We start from the raw sequence: 17531 nt of genomic DNA on the forward strand, positions 1-17531 counted from the left end.
CGTCTCCTCCGTTGTGCGTTAAGTCTCATCCGCGGGTTGTTACACCGGATGCGCGGCTGGTGTCTCCATGTCGAGTTCACAACACGAGGGAGACATGATGAACGGGAACGTCGCGGTGGTCGTGGTCGGTGGCGGGTACGGGGGCGTGACGGCGGCCAATCGCCTGGCTCGGCGCGATGGCGTGTCGGTGACCCTGGTCAATCCGCGTCCCGACTTCGTCTCGCGGATCCGTCTGCACCAGCTCGTGACCGGCTCCGATGACGCGGTCGAGGACTTCGGTGAGGTTCTGGGTGGGAACGTCCGGCTGGTGGTCGACACCGCGACCCGGATCGACGCCGCCGAGCGACGAGTGTCGCTGGCGGGCGGTGGCACGCTCTCCTACGACTACCTCGTCTACGCGGTGGGCAGTGGCGCTGCCGATCCCGGCGTGCCCGGAGCGGCGGAGTTCGCTCATTCGGTGTCGACCCTCGAGGGAGCGCGACGACTGCGGTCGGCCCTGGCCGCGACGCCCGCGACGGCTCCGGTGACCGTGGTCGGGGCCGGCCCGACCGGCCTGGAGACCGCCGCCGAGCTGGCGGAACTGGGCCGCAAGGTCACCCTGGTCTGCGGCAATGTGCTGGGTCCCTACCTGCATGCCCGGGTCCGCCGCCTGGTCGCTCGCCGGCTCGCCGAGCTGGGTGTGACCATCCTCGAAGGTCCCCGCGCGCGGGTGGCGGAAGTGACACGCGAGGCGATACGGCTCGACGACGGCCGTCAGCTGCCCAGCGCGGTGACGATCTGGACCGCGGGATTCCGTGTCCCGGACCTGGCTGCCCGCAGCGGGCTGCGCACCGACACCGAAGGCCGCCTGATCACCGACACGACGCTGACCAGTGTGGACGACGTGCGCATCGTCGCCGCTGGGGACGCGGCGGCGATGACGGACCGGCCATTCCGGATGAGCTGCCAGGCCGCCGTGCAGCTGGGCCCGGGGGCCGCCACCACGATTCTGCGGCGGATCGCGGGGAAAACACCCGCTCCCGTCCGGTTGCTGTTCGCCGGGCAATGTCTCAGCCTCGGCCGCAACGAGGGCGTCACCCAGTTCTCCTACCTGAACGACAAGGTGAACGCGCTCCACATCAGCGGGCGGCTTGGTGCCCCCGTCAAGGAGATCGCCTGCCGGTTCACCCTCAATCAGTTGGTGTCCGGGGCACGCAAGGCCACCTCCGGCGCATCCCACCTGACCTGATCAGTGGGGAGGCCGCTGCCGACGACCCCGTCTTTGGACTGGGTACATATCCACGGTCTGCTTCCGGCTTGTGAGGCCGACCACGAGAGAGTGAAGCGCACGACATGAACGACCACGTCACCGACCCCGCGACCGAGGCCTTCGTCGCCCACCGAGACCTGCTGTTCACCGTCGCCTACGAGATGCTCGGATCGGCGGCAGACGCCGAGGACGTCCTCCAGGAGGCCTGGCTGCGGTGGGCGAAGGTCGACCTGGGGCAGGTGCGGGACCAGCGCGCATACCTGGTACGGATCACGACCCGGCAAGCACTCAACCGGCTACGGACTCTCCAACGGCGCAAGGAGGCCTACGTCGGCCCCTGGCTGCCCGAGCCCCTGCTCACCGCGCCGGACGTGGCCGAGGACGTCGAACTGTCCGAGAACCTGTCGATGGCACTCATGTTCATCCTCGAAACCCTCTCACCGACCGAACGCGCCGTCTTCGTGCTGCGCGAGGTCTTCGACATCGGCTACGACGACATCGCGGCCGCGATCGGCAAGAGTCCCGCCGCCGCACGCCAGATCGCCTACCGCGCACGCCGGCACGTCGACGCCCGCCGACCGTCCACACCGGTTTCCCAGGAAGAAACCCGGGCGGCGTTGAATTCGTTCCAGTCCGCGCTCGTGACCGGGGACCTGCAGGGGCTGCTCGACGTACTCGCCCCGGATGTTGTTTTCGTCAGCGACGGCGGCGGCCTCAAGCTGGCGGCCCTGCGGCCGGTCGTCGGCGCCGACAAGGTGCTCAGTTACATGGCCGGCAGTCTCGGCAAGGCCGGCGGCACCTTCACCAGTGAGCCCACGACGGTCAACGGCAACCCCGGACTCATCCTGCGCCTGGACGACGTGATCGACGGCGTGCTGGCCTTCCGCGTGGACAACGCCCGCGTCACGGGCCTCTACTACGTCCGCAACCCCGAAAAACTCACCTGCGTCGAGTCGGAAACCCCCCTCACCTCCCGCTGACCCTGCCTCGACGCGGCAGACGATCCCCCCAGCACGATCAGCCGGACGACCAGCACGAGCACACCGACCCCGGCTCACAAAAACCCCACTGACCAGCGCTTTTATGGGAGCCCAGGCAAGTGCCACCTACCGAAGGGGCGAGGAGAGTCTTCCCCCTCCCACCGGCCGCTCCCCCTAGAGAAAGTAAGAGCAGACGCATGTCCCACACCTACCGCAACGCTGTCATCCCCGAGCGAGTCGTGAACCTGGACGAGGCCCGACAACGGCACGGTGCGATGGCCGACCACGCGGCCCAGCTGGTCATGGCCGGAGACCCGCTGGCCGACGCCGTGATCGCCGAACTCGACCAGCTGGGCAAGGAAGGCCGCCACATCCTCAACAGGGGACTCGCCGACGGTCTTGCCAGCCTGGGCGAACAGCCGCCCAGCGCCATCGAGGCGCTCCTGCGGCAACTGGAGACGGTGCCTTCCTGGGTCGATCCCGCGCAGATCGACCGTGGTGAGGTCGCCCTGCTGTCGGTGCCCCAGCCGTGGTTCGAAATCTGCGCGATCAGCAGCGCCCTGGTGCACACCTATGCCTCGCCCGCCATCGCCCGGCTGCTGGCGCAGACGGGACAGCTGACGAAGATGGCTTCCCGCCGACTCGTCGAGACCGGGATGTGGGGGCGTCAGAGCACGCTGCCCGGAGGTCTTCACCGAGGAGCTCCCGGCTACATCAGCACCGCGCAGGTCCGACTGCTGCATGCGCGGATACGAGCCACCGCTGTCCAGCACGGCTGGGACACGGCCGTCTGGGGCCTTCCCATCGGGCAGACCGACATGGCCCGCACGTGGCTGGACTTCACACTCACTCCTTTCACAGCCCTCGCGGCAGTCGGTATCGATTTGAGCGCCGAAGAACAGAAGAGCCTGTACCAGTACTGGTCCTACATCGCCTATCTGCTCGGGATCGATGAACGCTTCTACCAAGGCGTCACGGACCACGCCAGCGCTCGTCGTCTCCAGAACCTGCTGGACATGACGAACGCTGAGCCGGACGACAACTCACGTGCGCTGACCGCGGCCATGGTCAGAGCCACGGCCAGCGCCATGGCCTGTGCGCCCACCCCCCTGATGGCCGAGGACCGACTCCGCGATCTCCTCCACGGCCTGCTGCGGCGTGCCTTCGGCAGCGAGCTCTCCGACCACCTGGGCATCCCTGAATCGGACGCCACTCCGCTGCTGTCTCTGGTCGCTCTCCTCAACAGCCAGGCCAGGCGCTGGCAGACCTTCACGGCTGACTCCGCCGAGATGGCCCGCCGCGAGAACGCGCAAAGTCCCGGCCCCGATGAAGCCTTCCGCCTTCCCGGCGGCACCGCTTACGAGCAGAACATCGCCGTGCCCACCACGGCATGAACGATCCTCGCGCGATCTGCTCGCCCCGAGCGCTCAGATCCGCTCCACGCGCCTCAACATGCTCGCTCTGCGAGGCCCGGCCCGCTCGGCGCACGAGTCCCGGCCGGGCTGCCCGCCCGTCCTCAGTGGCGCGTCAGGAGGTGGTTCACATCGGATCGCACAGCGGTACGGTGCTGTAATCCTCGCCGTTCACCGGTCGGATGTCCTGCCAGCGCACCCACCGGGCCTGGCCCATGTGCTCGGTGCCGTCGTCGGTGTTCAGCGTCTGCGGGGGCCATAGCAGGAATCCCCACCGCTCTCCCTCCGTATCGCCCCAAGCCAGCAGATAACGCGCCTCGCCGCCGCGGTCGGTGGTCGAGAACGTCGTCGCGGCATGTTCGACGATCGGTGGCCGCCACAACCCTGGTAGGCCTTTCATGTCGAGATGCATTGATCCATTATACGAACTGGAGTTCGATATCGCTAGACGACACGCCGTTTCCCGGGCCCCATCTGGGCGAACGCGATGGGCATCTGGACGGCCAGACTCCGCTGGACCTGCGTGGCCGGGCCTGCGTGTACGTGTGTGGGCGTGCGGGCACGGCGGGGGTGCGGCTGGGCCTGCGCTGTTAACGCGCCCGGATGGGCATGGGGTGCGGAGGGGTGTTCGGCGGGCTTGTGCGGGGACGTGCCGCTGGGCCCGCGGCGGTGAACTCGCGCAAAGGGTCTACGGGATCGCGAAGGGCCTTCGGGGCTGCGAAGAGAAGGCAGGCGCGGCTCTTGGCAGCGCGCGTCGCGAAGGGCCTATGGGATCGCGCAGGGCCTACGAGTGCCGGAGGTGTGCGGCGGGGTCCGCGTGAGAGACCTGTACGGCAGGACCACGGGCCTGGAGGCGTGCGGAAAGGGCCGCCCTACTGGGGTCTTCGGCCTGGTCGGCGGGTGGTGGGTTCCCGTGCGTGCCCGGACAAAGCCCGTCCTCGTGCTCCCGCACGAAGGTTCGTCGTGCTCCCGTACGGAGGTTCACCGTGCCGCCGTACGCGAGCACCAAGACGAAAAAGCGGGACGCGCCCGTCACATGGCGCGCCCCGAAAAACAGGAGCGGTCAGAAGGACTCGACGGCGCGGCGGGCCTCCGCGTCGAGGACGCCCCAGCTGATGAGCTCCTCCGTCAGCTCGCTCGGCGACTTGTCGTAGATCACGGCCAGGGAACGCAGGTCCTCCTGGCGGATCGACAGGACCTTCCCGTTGTAGTCGCCACGCTGGCTCTGGATGGTGGCCGCGTACCGGGCGAGTGCCCCGGCCTTCTCCTTCGGCAGCGTCGCAAGACGTTCCAGGTCGATGACAAGCTTCGGTGTCGGGCCGAGCGGGCTCGGCGCGGCACCGCCGGGCAGCAGCTCGGAGACGGGCACCCCGTAGAAGTCGGCAAGCTCGGCAAGTTTCTGAACCGTTACAGCACGGTCGCCACGCTCGTACGAGCCCACGACCACGGCTTTCCACCTGCCACGCGACTTCTCTTCGACTCCGTGCAGGGACAGGCCCTGCTGGGTGCGGATGGCGCGGAGTCGTGCACCCAGCGACTTTGCGTACTCAGACGGCATCGTGTGGCCCCCCGGCTCTCGTATGTAGCGCTCTCAGTAGATTGTGCTCCCTTGCGGCGAATGCCCCGGCCACCGGGGGGTGTGTGCCTTGTTAGGCACCATCGGTAGCCATGGCTCTGGGTTTACCCCATAACGCCGCGCAGTGTGGTTACGCACAGTGACGGTAAAGGGGCGGACGCCGAAGGTCAAGCTGATTGGAAAAAAGATGCCGAATCCGATCCGGGATGGAACGACTTAATAGCCCCTCTTGTCCCCTGAGTAACAATACTTCGTCACTGTTTGTCCGGTGACATGCATGGTGGAAATCACCTCTAAACCATGTCAGTGATCGCGTGGAGACCGAGGTGAGAGGCACTGAGAAGGGCTGGCCGGGGCCATCCAAGAGCGCCGCGAAGGGCGGTGGACCCGGCGATGGGGCGGGTGGTGTGGCGTCGGGATCAGTCTTGACGGGTTAGGATCATGACCGGACACGTGGCCGCACGGACGATTTTGAGCGACGTGTCACCGAGGAACACCCGCCGCAACGGCCCCGCGTTGCTGGAGGCGCAGATGAGCAGTTCGCCCGGCGACCACGACGTCTGGCCCATGGCCTGTGCCACGTCGCGGCCCTCCAGGATCTCGAACTCCGCCCGGATGTGCCGCCGCTGCCCGGTGGCCGCCGCCTGCAGGTCGTCCGCCACCTGGTCGCGCAGCCGCGTGAGCATGTCCTCTTCGATCTTGGCGCGGCGGGCGCCGCGGATCAGCAGGGTGACCAGCCGCAGCGGCACGTCGAGGATGACCGCGGCCTGGGCGGCGTCGCGCACCGCGGCGTCGGCGCACGGGCCGCGGCGGTAGGCGACGGTGATCCGCTCGACGGCCGGGGGCAGTGCGTCCGCGTAGCCGCGCGGGGCCAGCATGACCGGCACCGTCGAGGAGTGCAGCAGCTGGTCGGCGGTGCTGCCGACGGAGATGCGGCCCCTGCCGCCGCCCGGCGCGGAGCCGATCACGACGACGTCGGCCGCGCGTTTGCGGGCCAGGTCCACCAGCCCGCGCCCACTGCCTTTGTTGGTGTGGACGATGTAGTCGGCCTTGTCGCCGGTGAGCGCCCGGGCCTGCCCGAGCGTGGCCTCCGCCTGTTCCTGCAGATACTTGCGCCACTCCGTCAGGTCGGCGCGCGCGGGCCCCGGCGTGGTCCACGCGGGCGGCTGCACGTACGCCACCGTCAGCTGCCCCTTGACCTGTCCGGCCAGGAGCATGGCCAGCGCCAGCGCGTCACGTCCTCTCGGCTCGGGGATGAATCCGGCCAGTACGCTTTCGAGCTTCATCGAGGCACCTCGGTGTTCAACCGCGAGTGGCGATAGCCGTACAGGAAATAACAGATCAGGCCCACCAGCATCCAGAGGCCGAACGCCTGCCAGGTGACGCCGGCCAGACCGGCCATCACGATGACGCAGAAGATCGTGCCGAGGATCGGCGTGGCGGGGAAGAGCGGCGTGCGGAAGCTGCGCGGCAGCTCGGGGCTGCGGTAGCGGAGCACGAGCACGCCGATGTTGACGATGGCGAAGGCGAACAGCGTCCCGATGCTCGTGGCCTCGGCGAGCTGGCCCAGCGGCACCAGTCCGGCCAGTACGGAGATGAACGCCGCCACGATGAGCGTGTTGGCGACGGGCACCTGGCGGCGCGGGTTCACCTTCTGGAAGATGTGCGGGATGAGCCCGTCGCGGGACATGGCGAACAGGATGCGGGTCTGGCCGTAGATGACGGTCAGGACGACGCTGGCGATGGCCACGACCGCGCCGAAGGAGACGATCAGGCCCGGCCAGGTGGCGCCGGTGGCGAGGTCGACGATGTAGGAGAGGCTGGCTTCGGTGCGTTCGGGGTCGAAGTCGGTCCACGGCATGGCGCCGATCGCGGCCACGGCCACCACGACGTAGATGATCGTGACGATGGCGAGCGACAGGATGATCGCCAGGGGCAGGTCGCGCTTGGGGTTCTTGGCCTCCTCACCGGCGGTGGAGGCGGCGTCGAAGCCGATGTAGGAGAAGAACACCTGCGAGGCGGCGGCCGTGACGCCCGCGACGCCCATGGGCGCGAACGGCGAGAAGTGCCCGGCCCTGAACGCGGTGAAGGCCACCACGCAGAAGAAGATCAGCACGGCGACCTTGATGAGCACGAACACGGCGTTGGCCGTGGCGCTCTCCGACGCCCCGCGCAGCAGCAGCCAGGTGGCCAGCAGCACGATGAGGATCGCGGTGACGTTGACCACACCGCCGTCCTGGCCGGGGGAGTGGGTGATCGATGCGGGCAGCTCCCAGCCGAACAGGCCCTTCAGGAAGGAGTTGAGGTATTCGCCCCAGCCGACGGACACCGCCGCGACCGACACCGCGTACTCCAGCATGAGGCACCAGCCGCAGATCCAGGCGACGATCTCGCCCAGCGTCGCGTACGCGTAGGAGTAGGACGAGCCGGACACCGGGATCGTGCCGGCCAGCTCCGCGTACGACAGCGCGGAGAACAGCGCCGTGATCGCGGCCAGCACGAAGGCCAGCACGACGGCGGGACCCGCCTTCGGCACGGCCTGCCCGAGGATGACGAAGATGCCGGTGCCGAGTGTGGCGCCGACGCTGAACAGCGTGAGCTGCCACAGCGACATCGTGCGGCGCAGCTCACCGCCCTCGCCGTGGCCGCCTTCGGCCACGATCTGGTCGGTGGGCTTGATGCGGAAGAGCCGTTGGGCGAGTGCCATCGAAACCTCCTCGAGCCCTAAAGCGTGCTGGTCAGCGGCCAGCGGGCGTTCGGCGTGACGATCGTGCCGGCGGTGCCTTCCAGGATCTGCTCCGCCTGCCCGAGCTCGCCGATGGCCGCCATGTCGCCGGTGGTCTCCACGAAACGGCAGACCGCTTCCACTTTCGGCCCCATGGAGCCCGCTGGGAAGTCGAGGGCGCGTAGTTCGTGCGGGGTGGTGTTCGCGAGTTCGCTCTGGTGCGGCGTGCCGAAGTCCTTCAGTACGCGCGGCACGTCGGTCAGGATGAGGAAGGCGTCGCATTCGAGCGCCTCGGCCAGCATCGACGCCGTGGAGTCCTTGTCGATGACCGCCTCGACGCCGGACAGGCGGCCGTGCTCGTCGCGGATGACCGGGATGCCGCCGCCGCCCGCGCAGATCACCACGACCCTCTCGCGGACCATCTTGCTGATCAGCCGCGTCTCCACCACGCGCTGCGGGGTGGGGGAGGGGACGACGCGCCGCCAGTCGTGGCCGTCGGCGGCGACCGTCCAGCCGTACTCCTTGGCCAGCTTCGTGGCCTCCTCCTGGTCGTAGACCGGGCCGACGAACTTGGTCGGGTTGTCGAAGGCCGGATCGACCGCCGACACGAGCGTCTGCGTCACCATGGCCAGGACCTGCCGGCCGGGCAGCGCGTTCTGCAAGGCCTGCAGCATCCAGTAGCCGATCATGCCCTGCGTCTCGGCGCCGAGCGTGTCGAACGGGTAGGGCTTGGTCAGGCGGGGGTCGTTGGCGCTCTCCAGCGCCAGCAGGCCCACCTGCGGCCCGTTCCCGTGGGTGATGATCAGCTCGTGCTTCTCCGCGAGCTTGGCCAGCGTCTTGGCCGCGTTGGCGACGTTGGCGATCTGCGGCTCCACGTCCGCCTGCTGGCTGCGCCGGAGCACCGCGTTGCCCCCCAGGGCGACGATGACCCTCATCGCTCAGAAGCCGTCCCGCTCGAGCGGGCAGCTCATGCAGCGCGGCCCGCCGCGCCCCCTGCCGAGCTCGCTGCCCCGGATGGTGATGACCTCGATGCCGTGGCCGCGCAGGAAGTTGTTCGTCGTGGTGTTGCGTTCGTAGGCGACGACCACGCCCGGTTCGATGGCCAGCGCGTTGCAGCCGTCGTCCCACTGCTCCCGCTCGGCGGCGTAGACGTCCTGCGTCGGGATGAGGACCTTGATGTCGTCCAGGTCCAGGGCCCGCGCCATGGCGCGGTGCATGTCCTCCGGCGGGTGGTCGGTGACCTTGAGCTCTTTTTCGGTGTCGCCCGGCTCGATCGTGTACGAGGGCAGCATGCCCAGCCCCGCGTACTTGGTGAACACGCCCACGTCCACCATCGTCATCACGGTGTCGAGGTGCATGAACGCGCGGGCCTTCGGCATGTTCAGCGCGATGATCTTCCGCGCGGAGCCGGCCTGGAACAGCCGCTGCGCGAGCATCTCGATGGCCTGCGGCTGGGTGCGCTCGCTCATCCCGATCAGCACCACGCCGCGCCCGAGGACCAGCACGTCGCCGCCCTCCAGCGTGGCCGGGGCGACCGACTGGCCGGGCAGCCACACGTTGTAACCGCCCTTCTGCGGCCGGCCGAACCCGTCGGCGAAGGTCGGGTGGAACTCGTAGACGGCCTCCATGTTCACCGTCTCGCGCATGCGCGCCTTCTTCTTCATCGCGTTGATCGAGACGCCGTCGTACACCCAGCAGGAGGTGTCGCGGGTGAACAGGTGGTTCGGCAGCGGCGGCAGGATGAAGTCGTCGTCACCGGCCGCGTGGTAGGACATCGACTTGGGGTCACAGCCCGCCTCGACCATCTCGCGTTTGGTGATGCCCCCCGTCAGGTACATCTGCAGGGTCTTGGAGTCCATGGAGTCAAGGGTGTTGCGGATGTCGTCGACGGCCAGGGGGCCCATGAAGCGCTCGTCGAGGATCCCGTCGAGGATGTGCTTACGCGCTTCGGGGATCTCGATCGTCTCTCTGAGCAGGTCCGCCAGCATGTGGACCTTGACGCCGCGCTCCCGCAGCACCTGCTGGAACTCCTCGTGCTCCTCCATCGCGCGCTGCACCCACAGCACGTCGTCGAAGAGGAACGCGTCCTTGTTGGTCGGGGTGAGCCGCTTGAGCGCCAGGTCAGGCTTGTGCAGCAGCACCTGGTAGAGCTTGCCCACCTCGGAGTCGACATGGAAGGTCATTGTCCCTGTATCCCCTCGAAGCAGGCGGACGTCAACGCGCTGGCACCGCCCGCGATGCCCGTCACGTGCCCCGCGTGGACGGTTCCGACACGGAAAGGGCGGGGAAATTACCCAACCGTGGGCGGCCATGGGGAGTAGGTGGCAAGAGTTCTGGCTGGTAGCCCCTGGTACTGTGTGTCACGACCAACACCCTTTTAAGACCCGTCCCGTGAGGCGGGAAAGGTGGTGAGCTCTGCCGTGTCCGAATCCCCAACGTCCGACCTGACACCCTTGTCGAGGGCTGTTCTGGAGGGCCCGGACATCCACCGGGCGCTGACTCGTATCGCGCACGAGATCCTCGAACGAACCAAGGGCGCCGACGGTGTCGTCCTCCTCGGCATCCCGACCCGCGGCGTCACTCTGGCCCGCCGGCTCGGTGACCGCATCGAGCGCTTCGAAGGCGTCAAGATCCCCGTCGGCTCGGTCGACATCACGATGTACCGCGACGATCTCCGGCTCCGGCCCGCCCGGCCGCTCGGCCACACCGAGCTGCCGCCCGACGGCATCGACGGCAGGATCGTGGTGCTGGTGGACGACGTCCTGTACTCCGGCCGCACCGTCCGCGCGGCGCTCGACGCGCTCAACGACCTCGGCCGCCCGACCGCCGTACAGCTGGCCACGCTGGTCGACCGCGGCCATCGCGAGCTGCCCATCCGCGCCGACTACGTCGGCAAGAACCTGCCGACCGCCAAGAGCGAGAAGGTGAAGGTCTACCTGCAGGAGACCGACGGGCGCGACGCCGTGCTGCTGATGAAGGAGGAGGCCAAGTGAACCGCCATCTCATCTCCGCGGGCGACCTCGGCAAGGACGACGCCCTGCTCATCCTCGACACGGCCGAGGAGCTGGCGAGGGTCTCGGAACGTTCCATCAAGAAGCTGCCGACCTTGCGCGGCCGTACGGTGGTCAACCTGTTCTTCGAGGACTCCACCCGGACCCGCATCTCCTTCGAGGCGGCCGCCAAGCGGCTGTCCGCCGACGTCATCAACTTCTCCGCCAAGGGCTCCAGCGTCTCCAAGGGCGAGTCGCTGAAGGACACGGCGCTGACGCTGGAGGCGATGGGCGCCGACGCGGTCGTCATCCGCCACGGCGCCTCCGGCGCGCCGCACCGCCTGGCCAACTGGGTGCACGGCAGCGTCGTCAACGCCGGCGACGGCACGCACGAGCACCCCACGCAGGCGCTGCTCGACGCCTTCTCCATGCGCCGCCGTCTGGGCGGTCTGGACGGCCGCAAGGTCACGATCGTCGGCGACGTCCTGCACAGCCGGGTCGCCCGCTCCAACGTGCTGCTCCTGGCCACGCTCGGCGCCGACGTCACACTGGTGGCGCCGCCCACGCTGCTGCCGGTCTCGGTCGACACCTGGCCGTGCGCGGTCTCCTACGACCTCGACGCGGTGCTGCCCAAGTCCGACGTGGTGATGATGCTGCGGGTGCAGAAGGAGCGGATGAACGCCGCCTACTTCCCGAGCGAGCGCGAATACTCCCGCCGCTACGGCCTCGACCGCGACCGCTTCGCCAAGATGCCCGACGAGGCCATCGTGATGCACCCCGGGCCGATGAACCGGGGCATGGAGATCGCCGCCGAGGTGGCCGACTCGCCGCGCTCGACCATCGTCGAGCAGGTCGCCAACGGTGTGACCATCCGCATGGCCGTCCTTTACCTGCTGCTCGGGGGAGAGACTTCGTGATCATTCGCAACGTACGGATCGTCGGTGGCGAGCCCGTCGACATCCGCGTCGAGGACGGGGTGATCGCCGAGATCGCCCCGCGGATCGACGGGGAGGCGGCGATCGACGGCGGCGGCGCGATCGTGCTGCCCGGCCTCGTCGACCTGCACACCCACCTGCGCGAGCCCGGCCGCGAGGACGCCGAGACCGTGCAGACCGGCACCCAGTCGGCCGCCCGCGGCGGCTACACCGCCGTGCACGCCATGGCCAACACCTCGCCCGTCGCCGACACCGCCGGCGTGGTCGAGCAGGTCTGGCGGCTGGGCCGGGAGTTCGCCCACTGCGACGTCCAGCCGGTCGGCGCGGTCACCGTCGGCCTGGAGGGCAGGCAGCTGGCCGAGCTCGGCGCGATGGCCGACTCCGCGGCCCGGGTCCGCGTCTTCTCCGACGACGGCAGGTGCGTCGACGACGCCGTGCTGATGCGCCGCGCCCTGGAGTACGTCAAGGCGTTCGACGGCGTGATCGCCCAGCACGCCCAGGAGCCCAGGCTGACCGGCGGCGCCCAGATGAACGAGGGCGTCGTCTCCGGCCGGCTCGGCCTGACCGGCTGGCCGGCGGTCGCCGAGGAGGCGATCATCGCCCGCGACTGCCTGCTGGCCGCACACGTCGGCTCCCGGCTGCACGTCTGCCACGTCTCCACGGCCGGCTCGGTGGAGATCCTGCGCTGGGCCAAGTCCAAGGGCTGGAACATCACCGCCGAGGTCACCCCGCACCACCTGCTGCTCACCGACGACCTCGTCGAGGACTCGCCGGCCGGCGCCTACAACCCCATCTACAAGGTCAACCCGCCGCTGCGCACCCGCGCCGACGTCGAGGCGCTGCGCGCCGCGCTGGCCGACGGCACGATCGACATCGTCGCCACCGACCACGCGCCCCACCCGGTCGAGGACAAAGAGACCGAGTGGTCGGCCGCGGCCATGGGCATGGTCGGCCTGGAGACCGCGCTCAGCGTGGTGCAGGAGGCCATGGTCGACACCGGGCTGCTCGACTGGGCCGGCGTCGCCGAGCGCATGTCGATCGTGCCCGCGCGTATCGGCCGCCTTTCGGGGCACGGGCAACCGATCGAGGTGGGCGTACCGGCCAACCTCACGTTGTACGACCCGTCCGTCCGTACAGAGGTGGATCCGTCCGCCTTCGCGTCGAAGAGCCGCAACACGCCGTACGAGGGCATGACGCTCCCCGGCCGGGTCGTGGCGACCTTCCTGCGCGGCAAGCCGACAGTACTTGAAGGGAAGCTGGTGTGACTTCTGCGCTGCTCGTTCTGGAAGACGGTCGCGTCTTCCACGGAACCCCGTATGGCGCCGCGGGCGAGACGTTCGGCGAGATGGTCTTCAACACCGGCATGACCGGCTACCAGGAGACCCTCACCGACCCGTCCTACCACCGGCAGATCGTCGCGATGACGGCCCCCCACATCGGCAACACCGGCGTCAACGACGAGGACCCCGAGTCGGGCCGCGTCTGGGTCGCCGGCTACGTCGTACGCGAGCCGTCCCGCGTGGTCTCCAACTGGCGGGCCAACCGCTCGCTGGAGGACTACCTCAAGGAACAGGGCGTCGTCGGCATCGCCATGCCGGGCACCCGCGCGCTCACCCGCCACCTGCGCGAGCGCGGCGCCATGCGCGCCGGGATCTTCACCGATCCGACCGCGCCGGTCGATGAGCTCGTCAAGCGCGTACGGCGGGTGCCGGTCATGGAAGGCGCGAACCTGGCCGCCGAGGTGGCCACGGCCGAGCCGTACGTCGTGCCGGCCATCGGCCAGAAGCGGTTCACGGTCGCGGCCGTGGACCTGGGCATCAAGGGCATGACCCCGCACCGGATGGCCGAGCGCGGCTGCGAGGTGCACGTGCTGCCGGCCACCGCCACCTTCGAGCAGATCATGGCGGTGGGCCCGGACGGGGTGTTCTTCTCCAACGGCCCCGGCGACCCGGCCACCGCGGACGTCTCCGCGCTGCGCGGGGTGCTGGAGGCGAAGGTGCCGTTCTTCGGGATCTGCTTCGGCAACCAGCTGTTCGGCCGGGCCCTGGGCCTGTCCACGTACAAGCTGCGCTACGGCCACCGGGGGGTGAACCAGCCGGTCCAGGACGTACGGACCGGCAAGGTAGAGATCTCCGCCCACAACCACGGCTTCGCGGTCGAGGCGCCGCTCGGCGAGCCGTTCGACACCCCCTACGGCCGGGCCGAGGTCAGCCACGTCAACCTCAACGACCGCTGCGTGGAAGGGCTGCGCCTGCTCGACGGGCGTGCCTTCAGCGTGCAGTACCACCCGGAGGCCGCCGCCGGCCCCCACGACGCCGCCTACCTTTTCGACGAGTTCTGTGAGGTCATGAACCGTGCCCAAGCGTGATGACATCAGGTCCGTCCTGGTGATCGGCTCGGGGCCGATCGTGATCGGGCAGGCGTGCGAGTTCGACTACTCCGGCACCCAGGCCTGCCGCGTGCTGCGCGACGAGGGGTTCCGCGTGATCCTCGTCAACAGCAACCCGGCGACGATCATGACCGACCCCGAGTTCGCCGACGCCACCTACGTCGAGCCGATCACCCCCGAGTACGTCGAGAAGATCATCGCCAAGGAGCGCCCCGACGCGCTCCTGCCGACCCTGGGCGGCCAGACCGCCCTCAACACCGCCGTCGCGCTGCACGAGTCGGGCGCGCTGGAGCGCTACGACGTCGAGCTGATCGGCGCCGACTTCGACGCGATCCAGGCGGGGGAGAACCGCGAGCGGTTCAAGGAGATCGTCGCCAAGGTCGCCCGCGAGCACGGCCTGAACGCGGAGTCGGCCAACTCGGTCGTCTGTCACACGATGGACGAGTGCCTGGCCGCCGCCACCGAGCTCGGCTATCCGCTGGTCGTGCGGCCCTCCTTCACGATGGGCGGCGTCGGGTCCGGGTTCGCCTACGACGAGTCGGACCTGCGGCGCATCGCCGGCGCCGGGCTGGACGCCTCGCCGACCACCGAGGTGCTCCTGGAGGAGTCGATCCTCGGCTGGAAGGAGTACGAGCTCGAGGTCATGCGCGACAAGCATGACAACGTGGTCATCGTCTGCTCCATCGAGAACATCGACCCGATGGGCGTCCACACCGGCGACAGCGTCACCGTCGCGCCCGCGCTGACGCTGACCGACCGCGAATACCAGAACATGCGCGACGTCGCGATCGCGGTCATCCGCGAGGTCGGCGTCGACACCGGCGGCTGCAACATCCAGTTCGCGGTCAACCCGGCGACCGGCCGCATGATCGTCATCGAGATGAACCCGCGCGTGTCCCGATCGAGCGCACTGGCCTCGAAGGCCACCGGCTTCCCGATCGCCAAGATCGCCGCCAAGCTGGCCATCGGCTACACCCTCGACGAGATCCCCAACGACATCACCAAGGAGACCCCGGCCTCCTTCGAGCCCACGCTCGACTACATCGTGGTCAAGGTGCCGCGGTTCGCCTTCGAGAAGTTCAGGGGCGCCGACCAGACACTCACCACCCACATGAAGTCGGTGGGCGAGGCCATGGCCATCGGCCGCTCCTTCCCCGAGGCGCTGCAGAAGGCGCTGCGCTCGCTGGAGAAGAAGGACTCCTCCTTCACCTGGGCCGGCCCCCAGCGGCCGAAGGCCGAGCTCATCGACGAGTCCCGCGTCCCGCACGACGGCCGGCTGCGCACCGTGCAGCAGGCCATCCGGGCCGGCGCCACCGCCGAGGAGCTCTTCGAGGCCACCCACATCGACCCCTGGTTCCTCGACCAGCTTTTCCTGCTGGACGAGGAGGCGCGGACCCTCGGCGAGGCCACCGAGCTGACCGCCGAGGTGCTGGAGCGGGCCAAGCGCCACGGCTTCAGCGACGCGCAGATCGGCGAGATCCGCGGCATCGACGAGGCCCGCGTACGCGACCTGCGCCACGCGCTCGGCCTGCGGCCGGTCTACAACACGGTCGACACCTGCGCCGCCGAGTTCGCCGCCAAGACCCCCTACCTCTACTCGGCCTACGACGAGGAGAGCGAGGTCCCGTACGGCGAGCGGGAGAAGGTCATCATCCTCGGCTCCGGGCCCAACCGCATCGGGCAGGGCATCGAGTTCGACTACGCCTGCGTGCACGCCTCCTTCGAGCTGTCGCGGGCCGGGTTCGAAACCGTCATGGTCAACTGCAACCCGGAGACGGTCTCGACCGACTACGACACCTCCGACCGGCTCTACTTCGAGCCGCTCACGCTGGAGGACGTGCTGGAGGTCGTACACGCCGAGCAGCAGACGGGCCCGGTCGCGGGCGTGATCGTGCAGCTCGGCGGGCAGACGCCGCTCGGCCTGGCGCAGGCGCTCAAGGACGCGGGCGTGCCCGTGGTCGGCACCTCGCCCGAGTCGATCCACCTGGCCGAGGAGCGCGGCGCGTTCGGCCGGGTGCTCGCCGAGGCGCAGCTGCCCGCGCCCAAGCACGGCACCGCGACGACCGTCGCCGAGGCGCTGACCGTGGCCGAGGAGATCGGCTACCCCGTGCTCGTCCGGCCCTCGTACGTGCTCGGCGGGGCCGGCATGGCCATCGTCTACGACGACGCGACGCTGACCACCTACATGGCGGCCCAGGAGGGCGGCCATCCGGTGCTGGTCGACAAGTTCCTCGACGAGGCCATCGAGATCGACGTGGACGCCCTGTTCGACGGCGAGGAGCTCTACCTGGGCGGCGTCATGGAGCACATCGAGGAGGCCGGGATCCACTCCGGCGACTCGGCGTGCGCGCTGCCGCCGATCACGCTCGGCAGCAACGACATCAAGCGCATCCGCGCCGCCACCGAGGGCATCGCCCGCGGCGTCGGGGTCCGCGGACTGCTGAACGTCCAGTACGCCATGTCGGCCGGCGTCCTGTACGTCCTGGAGGCCAACCCGCGCGCCAGCCGTACCGTGCCGTTCGTCTCCAAGGCCACGGCGGTGCCGCTGGCCAAGGCGGCGGCCCGCGTGATGCTGGGCGCCTCGATCGCCTCGCTGCGCGAGGAGGGCATGCTGCCCGCCACGGGAGACGGCGGCACTCTGCCGCTGGAGGCGCCGATCGCGGTGAAGGAGGCGGTGCTGCCGTTCAACCGCTTCCGCGGCGTCGACATCGTGCTCGGGCCCGAGATGCGCTCCACGGGCGAGGTCATGGGCATCGACGAGTCCTTCGGCGTCGCCTTCGCCAAGTCGCAGGCGGCCGCCTACGGGGAACTGCCCATCAAGGGCCGGGCCTTCGTGTCCGTGGCCAACCGGGACAAGCGTGCGATGATCTTCCCGGTACGGGCTCTCGCCGACCTCGGGTTCGAGATCCTGGCCACCGAGGGGACCGCTGAGGTGCTGCGCCGCAACGGTGTCCATGCCAAGATCGTGCGAAAGCAGAGCGAGGGGCCCGGAGCCGGAGGTGAGCCCACGAGTGTCCAGTACATCCTCGACGGCGAGATCGACCTGATCGTCAACACGCCGTTCGGCAGTCCGGGCCAGTCGGGCCCGCGGCTCGACGGCTACGACATCCGCACCGCCGCCGTGCTGCGCGGCATCCCGTGCATCACCACGGTCGCCGGCCTCGCCGCCGCGGCCGCGGGCATCCAGGCCATCGTGCGGGGCGACGTCGGCGTACGGTCCCTCCAAGAGCACGGGCGGGCGCTGCGGGCGGCAGGGGCGTAGGGCTCGATCGACG

Annotated in this window: 14 protein-coding genes; 8 read left to right on the forward strand and 6 right to left on the reverse strand. The window is 69.2% G+C overall.

Annotated elements, in window-relative coordinates:
• Window positions 1–94: 94 nt before the first annotated feature.
• The 3 genes from AB0C30_RS18870 (at window position 95) to AB0C30_RS18880 (ending at window position 3623) form a co-directional block, all read left to right on the forward strand.
• Complete coding sequence (locus AB0C30_RS18870) at window positions 95–1228, forward strand: FAD-dependent oxidoreductase (protein ID WP_357945226.1); 1134 nt, start codon at window positions 95–97, stop codon at window positions 1226–1228.
• A gap of 104 nt (window positions 1229–1332) precedes the next feature.
• Complete coding sequence (locus tag AB0C30_RS18875; protein WP_357945229.1) at window positions 1333–2229, forward strand: RNA polymerase sigma-70 factor; 897 nt, start codon at window positions 1333–1335, stop codon at window positions 2227–2229.
• Window positions 2230–2426: 197 nt separating this feature from the next.
• Window positions 2427–3623: an oxygenase MpaB family protein gene (locus AB0C30_RS18880; protein ID WP_357945232.1), complete on the forward strand. Its 1197-nt coding sequence runs from the start codon at window positions 2427–2429 to the stop codon at window positions 3621–3623.
• A gap of 145 nt (window positions 3624–3768) precedes the next feature.
• Here AB0C30_RS18880 and AB0C30_RS18885 read toward each other — a convergent pair whose 3' ends face one another.
• The 6 genes from AB0C30_RS18885 to AB0C30_RS18910 all read right to left on the reverse strand — a co-directional run bounded on the left by AB0C30_RS18885 (window position 3769) and on the right by AB0C30_RS18910 (window position 10125).
• Window positions 3769–4053 carry a hypothetical protein gene (locus tag AB0C30_RS18885; protein ID WP_357945234.1) on the reverse strand — a complete coding sequence of 95 codons (285 nt, stop codon included), beginning with the start codon at window positions 4051–4053 and terminating at the stop codon, window positions 3769–3771.
• A gap of 651 nt (window positions 4054–4704) precedes the next feature.
• The gene (locus tag AB0C30_RS18890; protein ID WP_026214021.1) at window positions 4705–5199 is read right to left on the reverse strand and encodes a transcriptional regulator; all 495 of its coding nucleotides are present in this window, start codon (window positions 5197–5199) and stop codon (window positions 4705–4707) included.
• Window positions 5200–5636: 437 nt separating this feature from the next.
• Window positions 5637–6503: a universal stress protein gene (locus AB0C30_RS18895; protein ID WP_357945237.1), complete on the reverse strand. Its 867-nt coding sequence runs from the start codon at window positions 6501–6503 to the stop codon at window positions 5637–5639.
• The gene (locus AB0C30_RS18900) at window positions 6500–7924 is read right to left on the reverse strand and encodes an amino acid permease (protein WP_357945239.1); all 1425 of its coding nucleotides are present in this window, start codon (window positions 7922–7924) and stop codon (window positions 6500–6502) included. Before AB0C30_RS18900 ends, AB0C30_RS18895 begins: the two co-directional genes overlap by 4 nt.
• 17 nt (window positions 7925–7941) lie before the next feature.
• A complete protein-coding gene (gene arcC / locus AB0C30_RS18905; protein ID WP_357945241.1) occupies window positions 7942–8877 on the reverse strand; it encodes a carbamate kinase in 936 nt (311 codons plus the stop codon).
• 3 nt (window positions 8878–8880) lie between these two features.
• The gene (locus AB0C30_RS18910) at window positions 8881–10125 is read right to left on the reverse strand and encodes an arginine deiminase (protein WP_357945243.1); all 1245 of its coding nucleotides are present in this window, start codon (window positions 10123–10125) and stop codon (window positions 8881–8883) included.
• A gap of 237 nt (window positions 10126–10362) precedes the next feature.
• Here AB0C30_RS18910 and pyrR point away from each other — a divergent pair, with 237 nt between their 5' ends.
• From pyrR to carB, 5 genes are read left to right on the forward strand one after another with little or no spacing between them, the layout of a single operon-like run.
• Window positions 10363–10935: a bifunctional pyr operon transcriptional regulator/uracil phosphoribosyltransferase PyrR gene (gene pyrR / locus AB0C30_RS18915; protein WP_357945245.1), complete on the forward strand. Its 573-nt coding sequence runs from the start codon at window positions 10363–10365 to the stop codon at window positions 10933–10935.
• Window positions 10932–11849, forward strand: a complete 918-nt coding sequence (locus AB0C30_RS18920) for an aspartate carbamoyltransferase catalytic subunit (RefSeq protein WP_357945248.1) — start codon at window positions 10932–10934, stop codon at window positions 11847–11849. Before pyrR ends, AB0C30_RS18920 begins: the two co-directional genes overlap by 4 nt.
• On the forward strand, window positions 11846–13132 hold the full coding sequence (locus AB0C30_RS18925) for a dihydroorotase (RefSeq protein WP_357945251.1): 1287 nt from the start codon (window positions 11846–11848) through the stop codon (window positions 13130–13132). The genes AB0C30_RS18920 and AB0C30_RS18925 overlap by 4 nt, the downstream gene beginning before the upstream one ends.
• Entirely contained in the window at window positions 13129–14235 is a 1107-nt protein-coding gene (gene carA / locus AB0C30_RS18930; protein ID WP_357945253.1) for a glutamine-hydrolyzing carbamoyl-phosphate synthase small subunit, read from the forward strand. The genes AB0C30_RS18925 and carA overlap by 4 nt, the downstream gene beginning before the upstream one ends.
• Window positions 14222–17518, forward strand: a complete 3297-nt coding sequence (gene carB, locus AB0C30_RS18935; protein WP_357945256.1) for a carbamoyl-phosphate synthase large subunit — start codon at window positions 14222–14224, stop codon at window positions 17516–17518. Before carA ends, carB begins: the two co-directional genes overlap by 14 nt.
• The last annotated feature ends 13 nt before the right edge of the window (window positions 17519–17531 follow it).

Origin of the sequence: Nonomuraea sp. NPDC048901 (assembly GCF_040649695.1) — a bacterium.
GTDB lineage: Bacteria > Actinomycetota > Actinomycetes > Streptosporangiales > Streptosporangiaceae > Nonomuraea.